The sequence below is a fragment of the Paraburkholderia sp. GAS206C genome, assembly GCF_050435645.1.
Classification (GTDB): domain Bacteria; phylum Pseudomonadota; class Gammaproteobacteria; order Burkholderiales; family Burkholderiaceae; genus Paraburkholderia; species Paraburkholderia phenazinium_B.
The window spans coordinates 456,447-469,767 of sequence record NZ_JBNDKR010000006.1 but is presented as its reverse complement, the minus strand read 5'-3'; the positions used below and the strand labels follow the sequence as shown (position 1 = coordinate 469,767).

The 13,321-nt window shown below is 60.6% G+C and carries 10 protein-coding genes; 6 read left to right on the top strand and 4 right to left on the bottom strand.

What is annotated here, in order from left to right:
• The first annotated feature begins 30 nt into the window (after positions 1-30).
• The 3 genes from P3T20_RS19330 (at position 31) to P3T20_RS19320 (ending at position 3,218) form a co-directional block, all read left to right on the top strand.
• The gene (locus tag P3T20_RS19330) at positions 31-1,131 is read left to right on the top strand and encodes an SGNH/GDSL hydrolase family protein (RefSeq protein WP_429287564.1); all 1,101 of its coding nucleotides are present in this window, start codon (positions 31-33) and stop codon (positions 1,129-1,131) included.
• Positions 1,132-1,328: 197 nt separating this feature from the next.
• Positions 1,329-2,243, top strand: coding sequence for a transcriptional regulator (locus P3T20_RS19325; RefSeq protein WP_074264917.1), 915 nt, complete (start codon positions 1,329-1,331; stop codon positions 2,241-2,243).
• Between the two features lie 84 nt (positions 2,244-2,327).
• Positions 2,328-3,218 (top strand): hypothetical protein, encoded by an 891-nt coding sequence (locus P3T20_RS19320; RefSeq protein WP_429287563.1) that lies wholly within the window; start codon positions 2,328-2,330, stop codon positions 3,216-3,218.
• A gap of 33 nt (positions 3,219-3,251) precedes the next feature.
• Here P3T20_RS19320 and P3T20_RS19315 read toward each other — a convergent pair whose 3' ends face one another.
• Entirely contained in the window at positions 3,252-4,328 is a 1,077-nt protein-coding gene (locus tag P3T20_RS19315) for a glycosyltransferase family 4 protein (protein ID WP_429287562.1), read from the bottom strand.
• A gap of 33 nt (positions 4,329-4,361) precedes the next feature.
• Positions 4,362-5,468, bottom strand: coding sequence for a glycosyltransferase family 4 protein (locus tag P3T20_RS19310; protein ID WP_429287561.1), 1,107 nt, complete (start codon positions 5,466-5,468; stop codon positions 4,362-4,364).
• A 324-nt stretch (positions 5,469-5,792) separates the two neighbouring features.
• Between P3T20_RS19310 and P3T20_RS19305 the strand changes: the two genes are divergently transcribed.
• Both P3T20_RS19305 and P3T20_RS19300 read left to right on the top strand, forming a co-directional pair.
• Positions 5,793-7,277: a flippase gene (locus tag P3T20_RS19305; protein ID WP_429287560.1), complete on the top strand. Its 1,485-nt coding sequence runs from the start codon at positions 5,793-5,795 to the stop codon at positions 7,275-7,277.
• A 7-nt stretch (positions 7,278-7,284) separates the two neighbouring features.
• Positions 7,285-8,391 carry an acyltransferase family protein gene (locus P3T20_RS19300; protein WP_429287559.1) on the top strand — a complete coding sequence of 369 codons (1,107 nt, stop codon included), beginning with the start codon at positions 7,285-7,287 and terminating at the stop codon, positions 8,389-8,391.
• A 5-nt stretch (positions 8,392-8,396) separates the two neighbouring features.
• On the opposite strand, the gene P3T20_RS19295 is transcribed toward P3T20_RS19300, so the two are convergent.
• Positions 8,397-10,448, bottom strand: a complete 2,052-nt coding sequence (locus P3T20_RS19295; protein ID WP_167379389.1) for an acyltransferase family protein — start codon at positions 10,446-10,448, stop codon at positions 8,397-8,399.
• Positions 10,449-10,824: 376 nt separating this feature from the next.
• On the opposite strand from P3T20_RS19295, the gene P3T20_RS19290 reads away from it, so the two are divergent.
• On the top strand, positions 10,825-11,745 hold the full coding sequence (locus tag P3T20_RS19290) for a glycosyltransferase family 2 protein (RefSeq protein WP_074264924.1): 921 nt from the start codon (positions 10,825-10,827) through the stop codon (positions 11,743-11,745).
• Between the two features lie 25 nt (positions 11,746-11,770).
• Here the strand turns inward: P3T20_RS19290 and P3T20_RS19285 are convergent, their stop codons facing one another.
• Positions 11,771-13,321 carry a hypothetical protein gene (locus P3T20_RS19285; RefSeq protein WP_074264925.1) on the bottom strand — a complete coding sequence of 517 codons (1,551 nt, stop codon included), beginning with the start codon at positions 13,319-13,321 and terminating at the stop codon, positions 11,771-11,773.

Below are 13,321 nucleotides of genomic sequence, written 5' to 3'. Positions count from 1 at the left end.
CTATTGGCGGCGTTTCTGGGTGCACTGACCGTGGCCGGCCTGATCTTTGTCACGCTCGCCATGCCTTACCTGTTCCGCCGCCCGCCCACCGCCCTTGCTGCCGGCTTGCCGATGCCGTCTGACAGGATACGACTTGCAGTGCTCGGGGATTCCGATAGCCAGTCCTACCATGACACGCGGATGTTGGGAGACCCGAACATGCGAGGCGGCCCCCGGCGCGCAACCACCTGGCAGTGGACCGAAGTCCTCGCCCGGCTGCGGGGCAACCAGATCGACCTCGGCGACTGGGGGACGTGGGGCACCGGCAAGTATCGCGCCTATTTCGACGAGGCTTTCGGTGCTCTCGCCCGGGCGCCTCGCAAGGACGACTATCGCTACAATTTTGCCGTCAGCGGCGCTACCTGCAATCAACTGATGGGCCATCCGTTGCGCGAGACGCCCCGCCTCGTCGACCTGATGGACACCGAGCCACAAGCCTGGCGAGGCGGCATCGTGCTGATCCGGATTGGCATCAACGATCTCGGTGCGCAAGACATCCTCGACGAGCTCTCCCGTGATCCGAATGCTTCGCGCCCCGGGGCCGCGATCAACGCCTGCATTGGCGCAATCGCCGAGAGCGTCGCTCTGATCCGCAGAAAACACCCGGATACGAATATCGTGCTGGTGGGTGTGCTCAGCAATGCGGACTGGTCGATCAAGTTCGACAATTGGCAATCGGCCGGACAGATAGCCAATATCGACGCAGGCCTTGATCGCTTCGACAACGGCTTGCGCAAGTTGGCCGCGGCGGATCGACATGTCCACTTTCTCGATGATCGCGCCTGGTTCAGGAGTCTGTGGGGCACCCGCGACGACCAGGGCCGTCCGCTGTACAAGACCGTGCATCTGTCGCCTGGCTGGGCAATCACCAATGCATCCGGCGATGATCCGCACAACGCTGTCCTTGCCGACGGACATGCCGGCGTAGTCTGGAATACCCTCTGGACGCAACACCTTGTCACTTCCCTGAACACTGCGTTCGGATTGCATCTCAAACCGGTCACGGATGCCGAAGTGTTCGGCTTTCTGCAGCCGAGCTTCACTGCAAGCACGCGCGCAGACGCGCCACTACTCACACCTTTAACCAAATAGCATGACATGAGCGACGGCGCACATTCGCCGGGGCGAACACGGACCACACTTCAGGCCATATGAGCCAGTTGCAACAGAGCGGTTTATTCGAAACCCCTGAAATAGTACCGTTTTATAGATAAAGATTTTAATACCAGTGCCGCCAAGCGAGCGGCTGGATGAGACGGCTTCCTGATCAGACTGCAAGGAGCGATCGCATGGACATGTCCACGGTTCCCCCAGTACTTGAAGCGACATTGCCTGACAAATGGATCGACTCGGATTCTTCGCTGTTCCGCGAGAATTTCGAGCGGAAGAGCTTCGAGGTCGCCCACCATCTGGCGGGCCATCCGCTGTTTCAACTCCCTCAATTGATGGGCCTCGCGGAGCGAACCCTGAAGACGCGCCCATTTGATCTCTACTACGACATGGGCAACGTCGCACCTGGTCAAAAATGGCGAGATACGAATCGCGCGTTCTCACCACTGAACGCGCTAACCCAGCTGGAAGAGTCGGACGCCTGGTTCATTTTCAGAAGTGCGCAACGAGATCCGCTCTATACCGAGCTGTACAGACAAGCGATGGAAGAGGTCAAGGATCTCGTTGGACGCCACATCGAACCCCAGATCAGCAGGGAAGACATCATCATCTTCGTGACGTCGCCGAAGCGGGTGACGGCCTATCACATCGATCGTGAATGCAATTTCATTCTTCAGCTCCAAGGGGAAAAGGATCTGTACGTCTTCGATCGTCAAGACCGGCAGATTCTTCCAGAGGAGGAAATCGAGGAATTCTGGGCGGTGGACAACAACGCGCCAAACTATAGACCCGAACTGCAGGACCGCGCGCGCCTGTACAAACTGGCTCCCGGAAATGGCGTTCACGTTCCTGTCAACTGTCCCCACTGGTTGAAGAACGCCGACAACATCTCAGTGACTTTGAGCGTGAACTTCCAGTTTATCGACTCCGTGCGAGCGGATATCTATCGGGCCAACCATCACCTCAGGAAGCTTGGAATCAATCCCACTCCACCCGGACAAAGCCCGGTGAAGGATCGCGCCAAGGCTATGGCGTTTGGGACAGCGAAGGCCGTTCGCGAAGCTGCCAGGTCGGCTTTGCGCAGAGGCGGTTAGTGCCGCAGAACGCGGAGTTGGATGAATGGGCATCGGTTCCTGCCGCGTTTGAGAAGTTGTTTCACCTAGTCCGGATTGACAATAATGCTACCTTCTGCCGATGCTCTACTGACCGTTGATCCCGCTGTCTACAAGACCGCGTTCAACAATACGCCGTTCAGTTTCAAACACTATCTGCATCAGCTGCCGATGTTCCAGCCGGAGGCATTGATGGAGCTGGCAAAGAAGTATCGTGAGCAACCCGCGGATTATTACGTCTCCAACTCGGCCCCCACGCCGGGGACCAGGTTCTTCGATGTCAAGGCAAAACCGTCGAAACCGGATGAAGCGCTCGCCCAGCTTGCCATGGGGCCGACGCGCGTGCTTTTGAAGCGGCCCGAAAATTATGACGCCGGCTTTCGAGAACTGCTGGACACACTGTTTGCAAAAGTGGCCGAACTGCGCGGCGGTCTCAACGGTGAAAAGATCGTGCGGCTCGAATCGGCCATCTTCATCAGCTCCGCCTCCTCGACCACACCGTTTCATTTCGATCCGGAAATCAATCACTTCTTTCAGATCGAGGGCGGCAAGCAATACCACGTCTATCGTCCGAGTGCGGTTCGGGAAGATGAGCTTGAGGATTTCTACGTGCAGGGCAAAATCGAGATCGGCCAGGTGGATCTCGCCACGCGCGACAAGAGCCTCGAACACGTCTTCGACCTCGTGCCCGGTAATGGCTTTCATCAGCCGCAGGACGCGCCCCATTGGGTTCAAACCGGCGCGGAACGTAGCGTGTCCTATGCGTTCGTCTACGAGACCGACGCGAGCCGGGCCCGTGGCCGTATCTTTGCCGCCAATCACTTCCTCCGCAAACTCGGTGTCACTCCCCAGCCGCCCGGTACGAACCCCGGCACCGACAATGCGAAGTCATCGGTGATGAAGGTTGTCGTTCCCGTGCGCAGGCGTATCGTTCGCAATCTGGAGCGGGTCCGCTAATCCGGCATCACAGTCGTAATTTTCCTGTCCGCTTCAGCTCACCCTCTCGATCAGCTCCCTCCAGCTGGCGAGGATGGGTTCGCGGGCAAAATTCAGGAGATGCGAACGGGCCTGGGAAATTCTCCGGGCACGTTCCTCGTCCGGCATGCCGGCCAGCAACCGCATACCCGATGCGATCGATTCAGGATCGAGCGGATCGGCGTCCAGCATCGCCTCCCCACCTATCTCCGTCAAAATACTGGAGCTGGAAACGAGGCACGGCAAATCATGCTCCGTTGCTTCGACAACCGGCATTCCGAATCCTTCCAGCAGACTCATCAGCACAAAACCGGATGCGTTACGGTAGAGCCAGCGAAGCTCCTCATCAGTCGTATATCCCGGCATCACAACCCCGGGGGTTTGCTTCGCCAGCTGGATAGCGTTATCCGCACCGGGCTCGCGCCCACCGACGATCACATACCGCCACCCTTTCTCCGCCAGCCCGCTTGCCGCGAAGGCCTCGATACAACGGGCCTGGTTTTTACGGTCACCGATACTCCCGACGGTCAGGATAAAGGGTAACTCCAGTCCATCCACCGGGCGCCCTTCGCCCTCCGTTACCCCCAACCGGGTCGGAATGTAGATGACATTCGACGAAGCAAATTCGTCACCGTAGAGCCGATGAAATTCCCGCTGGGACGTCTTGCTGACAAACACCATGTGAGGCCCGGTTCGACGGATCTGCTCATAAGCCTGGCTGTACAGATCATTCACGCCAGGGGCAAAGTATTGCGGATGCGTGATTGGACCGACGTCGTGACAGAGCACGATGTCCCTCGCCTCCAGGCGATGACGCACGACGCTGAGCGGATCGAGATGCAACGTAGGACGGGGCGTACGAATGACCGGCATGAACGAAGCCAACCGGGGCCTATACACCCTCGCGATGGTTTCCTTGTGGGTCAGGCGACCCACCACACGGCGCATGAAATTATTGGGCGGAAATCCGTGAAATCGCCCGTAGCGGACCTTCGCGATCCGGTGACCGAGCGAGGAAATAATGTCCCTCCCCAAAAAAAGCTTCCCGGTACGATCATTCAGCGCCAATGAGAAATCAACATCAATCGACATTGTTTACCCCAAATATCTCTGTCTTCAGGCAAGTTAGCGGTTCGCCGCCTTCAGGGCGTCGCACAGGTTGCGCGCCGCCTGTTTCCAGGTGAAGCCGTCAGCCTGCCGGCGTCCGGCGGCTATCAGGTAATGCCGCACGGCTTCGTTGTCGAGCGCCTTCAGAATATTCAGACGCCACGCGTCCGGGCTGAAAGGGTCCGCAAACAGCGCGGCCTCGCCGCACACCTCCGGAAGTGCGCCGAACGGCGCGGCCACAACCGGACAGCCCAGCGCCATCGCTTCCAGCGGCGGCAAACCAAACCCTTCCGTTAGCGACGGAAAGGCGAGCGCGCCGGCATTGATCATCAGTCCAACGAGCTCCGGATCGCTAATGCGGCCGGCAAATCGCACGTTGGGCGGTACCACGTGCCCCAGATTTTCAAAATCGGCCTGTGTCGCGCCACCGAACAGCACGAGCTCGACGCCCCGCAGCTCCGCATCGGCGAAGGCCTTGAGCAGGACACCGATGTTTTTGTGCTTCTGGGTATTCGCGAGCGCAAGCACATAGCGTCGCGGCGTGAGGCGCAATGCCGCGAGTTGCCCCTCGTCCGGCACAACCTGCAAAACATGGTCGCAACCGTTGTGTACGACGACGATCTTGTCGGCACTGGCAACGCCGTAACGTACGAGCTCCTGTTTGGAGAACTCCGAAACGGTAAAAATGATCTTGTGCCGCTTGCCGATGAAAAAGAACAGAAACTTGTACCACGTCCGAAAACCCCGGGAATAGGATTCGGGTGCGGAATACACCTGGGCGTCGTGAATCATCGTCGCCGAATTGCGATGAAGCAGCGGCCCAAGATTGCAGAGATTGAGAATGAAATCCTTCCTGCGCGCGAAAGGAAGATAGCCTTGTTCCCACGCGATCCTGTGGATCTTGCGAGCCCAATGACTCTCGCGAACGCACGAAATATTGCGGTAAGGCGGAATCTCGACCCGATCTCTGACTACGACGGCGTAGTTCACGCCGTTACCGCCCTGCCCGGCGATCAGGGCATCCGTTGCGGCGACCAGCTGCTCCGCCACCCTGTGCACGCCCGTCGGCGCCGCTCCGAAGAACTTGCCGTTGAACGCTATCGTTTTCGATGCGATCGTTTTCATAGCCTTTCCGTACGCTCACGCGTGAATGTTCTTCGCAATAGTGCGCACGATGTTGCGGACGACCGAATGTGACGACATCACGCAGGACGAAGCAGTTTTCTCAAGAAGACAGGTTATCGGCGCACAAAACGCGGCACTGCTGCCTACCGCACGCAACTGCAGCATGCAACATGCATGCCGCTGCGGCACGCAAACGCCCATAACCGCCTTGCCCCGCGGTGCAAGCGAATTTTAATAATGCAAAGCCCACCCCACCGTGCGCCGACACACAAACGCTCCGGGCCGCCTCGGCCAGAATGTGCAAGTCGCGCATTGGAGTACCACATGACAGCTAGACCCAGCCTCAAACGCAGCGCCACGCTCAACTTCATCGGCGGAATCTTGCCCATGTTCGTCGCGCTGGTGACGACGCCCATTTATCTGCACTACATCGGCGCAGCGCGCTACGGAGTGCTCGCCATCGTCTGGATGGTGCAGGGCTATTTCGGCTTTCTCGATCTGGGGCTGTCATCCGCGACGTCCAACCGCATCGCGCAACTCGGCGAAGAGCCGCACCGCGAGCGCGAGGCCGTCCTGTGGACCGCGTTGATCCTCAACGCCGCACTGGGTCTCGCGGGCGGCGTCGCACTTTATGGGCTCATGCACGTTCTGCTCTCGTACTTCGACATGGGTCCGGACCTGCGTAACGAGTTGTTGCCCGCGCTGCCCTGCGTGGCCTGCCTCGTGCCGCTCTCGAACCTCATTTCCGTTTTCAACGGCGCACTGGTGGGGCGCGAGCGTTTTGGCACGCTCAACGTCGTCACGCTTCCGGTCACCCTGATGTACCAGCTCGTGCCGCTTGGGGCGGCGCTTCTCTTCGGCCCGAACCTGCGGTATCTGGTGTACGGCACGCTAGTGGCCGGGATCGCGGCGCTGCTGGTGACCGCGTTCGCGGTGTGGCGCGTCTTTCCGCTGCGCCTCGCCGCCGGCCCGCGCCGCGACCTGATCGGCAAACTCTTTTCGTACGGCGCCTGGATCAGCGTGACCAGCCTCGCGCAGCCTCTGCTGGAGACCGCCGACCGCCTCATGATCGGCCACGCGCTTGGCCCGCAGGCGGTCACCTACTATCAGGTGCCGTTCAATCTCGCCGGCCGTGTGCGGATCTTTCCCTCGGTCATTGTCCGGACGCTATTTCCGCGCCTCTCTGCGCTCGACGCCGCGAGCGCCGCAGCGCTCTCCTCCAGCTCGATACGGGGCCTCGCCGCCGCACTCACGCCGATGACCGTGTTCGGCATATTCCTGATGCATCCGTTTCTCTCGCTGTGGGTGGGCCAGGACTTCGCCGCACGGGCCGCGTCGGTGGGTGAAACGATTCTCGTCGGCATCTGGCTCACCTCGATTGCATCGCTCGCCGCCTGTCACCTGCAGGCAATCGGCAAGCCCGGCATCGTCGCGCGTTTCCAGGCCTACGAAATGTTGCCGTTCTTCGCCCTGCTGTGGTGGATGCTGCAACACTTCGGCGTACTGGGCGCTGCACTCGCATGGAGCGCGCGCTGCCTGCTCGATGGCGTGCTGCTGCTCCATGCCGCGCGCCTCGATGCCCGGCCAACGCGCATGCTGGCCGTGCCGGCGCTGATCATCGCGCTCGCGTATGTCGGCACGCTCGTCTTCGCTCCACTCACGTGGCCCGCTATCGTGGTCTGGCTCGGCACGACAGCCGTTGCGCTCGCGTGGAGCGCGCGCACCGAACCGCGAGCCTACGCGCGTTTGCTCGAGCTGGTCGCGTCGATGCGCAACTACACGCGCCGCTGGGCGCAAAGTAGCCAATGAGCCGCCCATGACGAACAAGCTCCACTCGCTAACCGTGCTGCGCGCCATCGCAGCCACGACGGTGATTTTCTTTCACACCCTCGCGCCGACCGGCCACACGTTCGGCGGATTCGGTGTGGATATTTTCTTCGTGCTGAGCGGCTTTGTGATCGCACTCGTGCTGGATAGCCCCGGCATGACCGCACGGCACTTCCTCGCCGACCGCATTGCCCGGATCGTGCCGCTCTACTGGCTGCTGACCTTCAGCGTGTTCGCCGCCACCCTGATCGCCCCGTCATTGTTCAATTCAACCACGGCCAATCTCGGGAACCTGCTCAAGTCACTGCTTTTCATTCCCTACCGCAAGGAAAGCGGCGAAATCTTCCCGATGTTGTTCGTCGGCTGGACGCTGAACTACGAAATGATGTTTTACATGGTCGCCGCCGTGTCGTTGATACTGATGCGCCGCCATCGGCTGCTATTCGCATCGGCGTTGATTCTCGCGATCTTTTGCGTAGTCAGGGCATCCGGCTCGCACGGCGCGATTGCCACGTTCTACTCTCACGAGCGCGTCTTTGAGTTCCCGCTCGGCTTCACGGCCTGGTGGCTCTGGAAGCGTGGGATCCGGATCAATCCGGTCCTCGCCGCCTGCACGGTGGCAGGATGTTACGTGTGGATGGCGTTCGTCGACTGGCACCAGATGGCCGATGCGCCGCTGCTGTATTTCGGCATTCCGGCGTTTCTGATGGTCTTCGGCAGCCTGAGTCTCGAATCGATGATCGGTTCCGACCCGCTGACCCGTGGCGCGATATTCGTTGGCAATGCCAGCTATGCCGTCTACCTGAGCCATCCCTACTGCGTCGAAGCCGCGCGCAAACTTTTGCCAAAGGCGATCCACGGTTTTGACGTCACGTCGCCCATCGGGGTGGCGACCATCATCGTCGTGGCGACCGCAGTGGGCGGCATGCTCTACTGGTTCGTCGACAAGCCGCTGCACACCGGCGCGCGCCGGCTGTTGCACCGGCTACTGAAGATGCCGCGGCATGGAACGAGGCACGCGGTAATCAACCAGCCGGTTATGGCTGCCCATGACGTCCCGGCACGCAACGTGTCCGTCAAACAGGACGCGATCTGACTGGCTCAGGTCCCGTCTGCGTCTTCGACGTCTTGCGCGAGCCACTTGCCGACGTAGCGTGAACCGTCAGGCGTCAGGTGATCCCGGTCCGCGTACATGAACTCGCCGCCCCGCCGCGCGTAGCAATTCTGCGCATCGCACAGGAACGGCAGCGGATTGAACACCTTTACACCGGGATACCTCGCCAGCACCGCGAGGATGCGCGTTTCCGCGCGCGTCAGTCGACGCTCGACTTTCGCGCGTGGGACCGCGCAGGGTGAGCGCAGCGAAAATTGCACAGGACGGCGTACGCAGGTGCTGGGATCGAAATCCAGCTCCGGCGTGTCGAGCACGAACACCACGCGCTTACCTGCGGCAGTGAGCCGGGTCAGGGTGTGTTCGAGACCCGCGAGATAGACGCTCAGGTTGCTCCCGTCGCTCTGACCTACCGTCGTCAGACCCGCCCGGCCGCTGTCCGCTGTCAGCAGACGGATGGTGTCGCCCTCGCCATAGTCGAGGCCACCCGCGATCGTCGAAATGGCATAGCTCGACAGGATCACCGAATGGACGTCGGGCGAATTCACAACGTAATCGAGCACGCTGCGGAACAGCTCCGAGCAATGCTTGACGTGTTTATCAAGATAAATGTCGACGTCGGAGAACGGTGGGCAATTGCCGGCGCCGACCGCAAAGAGGCTATCCCCGTCGGATGCCAATGCCGGTTGCAGCCCATCGTAAAAGTGATTGGCGTGACTGTCGCCGAGCAAGGCAATCTCGGGACGGCCGTTGGGCGCGGGCATTACACATAGCTCGGAGGCCGGGAAGGCCTTCTTGCACGCATCGGTGGATGCCCAGTGTTCCGGATTCGCACCAAAGTTCGCATCGGGGAAACGGCCGGGCAAGCCGTTGTCGCGCGAGATCGCGTAGCTGGACAGGCCGATGCCCATCATCATCGCGACGAGAACGCACGCTGCGCGCAGCGGATACCATTGCACCACGCGGCTGTAGCGCACAGGCCTCTCGATAAACCTGAATGTGATGGATGACAACGCAAAGGCGACGACGATGGCGGCGACCAGCATGGCAACGGTTGGCGTATCGCTGCTCAACAGACGCACAAAGACCAGTATCGGCCAATGCCAGAGATAGAGCGGGTAGCTGACGAGTCCGATGTAGGTCATCGGCTTGACGGAAAGCACGCGCCGGTTGAACCACGCCGCCGGACCCGCGGCAATGATGAGCGTAGCGCCGCCGGCAGGCAGTGCCGCACGCCAGCCCGGAAACACCGTACCCGGATCGAACAGCGCGAAGCTCGTGGCAAGGAGAATCGCGCCTGCCGCCGAGGCCAGATCGCGCAGCGTCAGGCGGCCTGCCTGCACCGTGTCGCCTGCAGGCATGGCGGCGCGTTTGGCGGAATGAAACTGCGCCCATGCGAGCGCGGAACCGAACAGCAATTCCCAGAAGCGCGTGAGCGGCAGATAGAACGCTGCGATAGCGTGCGTCCTGCTCAGCACGATACTGCAGGCAAGCGAGAGCAAGATGGCCGCCGCGATCGCAAACGTCGCCACGCGCCGGCTCGTGAATCGCCAGAGCACGAACAGCGCTACCGGCCAGATGATGTAGTACTGCTCCTCCACGCCGAGCGACCACAGATGCAATAGCGGGCTTGCCGACGCGCCCTGCGAAAAGTAGTCGCGCGTCATATAAAAATAGATGTTCGCGACGAACGCGACGCTCGCGAGCGCATCCGCGGCGAGCTGCCTGAGTTCGCCCGAGGCCATCAGCGCGATGCCCGCCGCAAGCGTGGCGACCATCACGGTGATGAGCGCCGGATAGATGCGCTTGATCCGCCGTACGTAGAAGTCAATCAGGCTGAAACGTCCCTGATCGAGCGTCTCGATGATGTGCTGCGAAATCAGGTAGCCGGAGATCGCGAAGAAGATGTCCACACCGGCGAAGCCACCGGCCAACACTGTCGGGAACGCATGAAAAATGACGACTGAGATAACCGCGACCGCGCGTAATCCATCAATGTCCGGCCGATAGCCGGCCACGGGCCTGCGTAATGTGACGCTCACCGGGAATTCCCCCAATCATTCTTTTGACTGCGGGCCTGGCCAATGGCTGGTCCGCTCGATGACGACGCGCGACGCAGCGCCGGTCAGTTTGTCCCTGAATAGTATCGGCTCGCCAGTACGCGTACTGCGACCTACCCCACGTAAGCGCAACCATCCTTCATGCTCAGGCAGCGTCCTTTCGGCACATTCCATGCGGAACACACTCACCGCGGCCCCCGCTCGAGACGCGTGCGCTTGCGTGTGCGGTAGGCAGCAGTGTTGTATCTGCGTCACCCATACCATGCCCTCCTATATGCGGGCTGGCGTTGCTTGTGGCATCTGGGATTTTCAGCCCGAGACCAGACCGCGGAAGTTGGCTCCAGCATAGGAACTGAGGATGGAAACTGTGAAAATAAGCCCCGACAAAGGCTCCTCTCCCGGCAAACGATCAAGAATCTGCCTGATCTTCGCCACGCGGGGCCGCGCCGAACTCCTTGAGCATGTCATCGCCTTCGTCGATTTGCAGACTGTCAAGCCGGACCTGACCATTGTCTCCTGCGTGTCGGATGAGGATGTGGGCAACGTGGCCAGCCACCCCGGAATACTCGTGATCAAGGGGAAGCCCGGCCTCCCCGCGCAACGTAACAATGCGTTGAACCATGTGCCGGACGGCTTCGATGTCGTGATCTTTCTGGACGATGATTTCCTGATGCATGGCACATGGATTCAGGAAGTCCTCAAGGTCATGGACAGCGACCCCTCGATTGCCTGCGTGACTGGAACCGTCATCGCGGATGGCATCCATGGACCGGGTTATTCTTTCGAAGAGGGACGGGCAATCCTCGCCAGGACGAATGAAATTCCGGAGAGGTTATCCATCACTTCGACGGGCGGTCCCTATGGATGCAATATGGCATTCCGGGCGCGCAGCATTGCAGGCCTTCGCTTCGACGAGCGCCTGGTTCTCTATGGCTGGCAGGAGGACCGCGACTTTGGAGGCCAGATCTGGAATCTGGGCAGCCGCGTGGTTCGCATCAATACTGCGCTCGGGGTGCACCTGGGCGTCAAGCGCGGAAGAGTATCTGGGCGCAAGTTCGGCTATTCGCAGGTTATCAATCCGCTCTATCTGGTGAGAAAGAATACGATGCCGTTGCGCGATGCGCTTGACCATGTTCTGCGTAACGTGGGCAGCAATATTGTGCGAAGCGTTGCGCCGGAGCCTTGGGTCGACCGTCGGGGCCGTCTGAGCGGCAATCTGATCGGCCTGTGGGACTTTCTGCGCGGAAGGCTGACGCCCGAACGCGCGGCCAAGCTGTAACTCAGACGCGCCGGACCAAAAGGTCCTAAAAGGTCCGGCGCACTCTCGCAAGCTTCTCTTCGACAGAACGCTTGCGGCCGCGCCGCGGCTCCATCACCACTTCGACATTTTCCACGTTCACCGTTTCTACGTTCGCAGCTTCTGCGTGCATGACGGGTTCCGCGTTGTGACTGGGCCAGACATAGGCCGCAGATGCAACCCGTGTCTGGCGCCTCGACACGCCCGTCGATGCAAGCGGCGAGAGTGCGCCCGCAGCGGCCGCAAACAGGTAGAAACACGAGCCAAGCTCGAACACCCCGGCCGAAGTCGAAGCCACGATCAATGCTGCGATCATGGCGTGCCGGGACGCGTAGCAGACGGCGCGCTCCGTGAACGAGTAATGGGTTGGCATGGGCGACAGCAAAGACTTGCCCACGAATATCCCGTAGCAGACCACACCCACCACACCCAGGCTCCCCAGCAAGACCACCAGGAAGCTCGATGCCCGGATGCTGCCCAATCCAACGCCTATCCCATAGGTATCGAAGAAGTTGGTGATGCCCTGATTGTTCCACCCCATCCGTTCGACGCCGGAGGAGCTGCCCGCTTTACTCAGGATCGCGGCGTCGACAAAATCGCCAATCGTCGTTACCACAGCCGGCAGGAAAAGCATGACATAGATCACTCCGAGCATGCCGAGGCAGGCCGAGATGAGCCACATGCGCTGCTTGCGTGCGGCGGCGTCACGCGTGACGAGACCGGGCCGGCTGAACACCAGCACGACCAGATACCCGGCCATCCCGACATAGGCGCTCCCCGACGTGGACAGCAACATCAGTATCCCCGTCGCAACAGCCAGCGCGCCAGCCAGTTTCTGACGCCACCCGACCAGCCACAGGTTCAGGCAAAAGACAAACAACGGCAGCGTGAAGGTCGAGAATGCGGACGTCTCGCTGAACGTGCCGCTGATGCGCACCAGTCCACCCAGTTCCTCGCCGCTCAGGTCGGCGAACTGGGCAGTCTTGACGGACGAAAGAATGTCCATGCCGGCGATGTGCGACACGGCATCGAGCACGCCCGCGACCACGTCGAGCAGGGTCAGCAGAAGGAGAGCGTTGGCGAGCGTCCTGTACGTGCCACGCCACTTCAGAAACGCATACATGCAGCAATACACCAGCACGTCGCCAATGCAATACACCGCTTGGGACAGATTGCCCGAGACGGGAGCGAGCGGCTTCAGCAGAATTTCCGTGGTACTGCGATCGACGGGAAACACGAGCGTCGTACCGAGCAACAGGCGCGGCAGCAGCATGGCGCCCACGCTTGCCCACACGCAGTTGCACAGCAGCCAGAAGCCCGGCTGATCCATCGAGAACGCCTCGTTAATCTTCTTCCCGCCCCCCATCTGGAAGGCCTTCAGGACGAAGAATGCGAGAAAGAGCTGCGGGGGCAGGATGCCGATTCCGCCCAATCCGAGCGCGAGCGCACAACCGAACAGCGAGTACACCGCCATTCCGTACACCACGCCGCTATGCGACGTGTAGAGCGCCACCATGCCGGTGACGATCACCAGGATCCCAAATACCGTCAGTTCCAC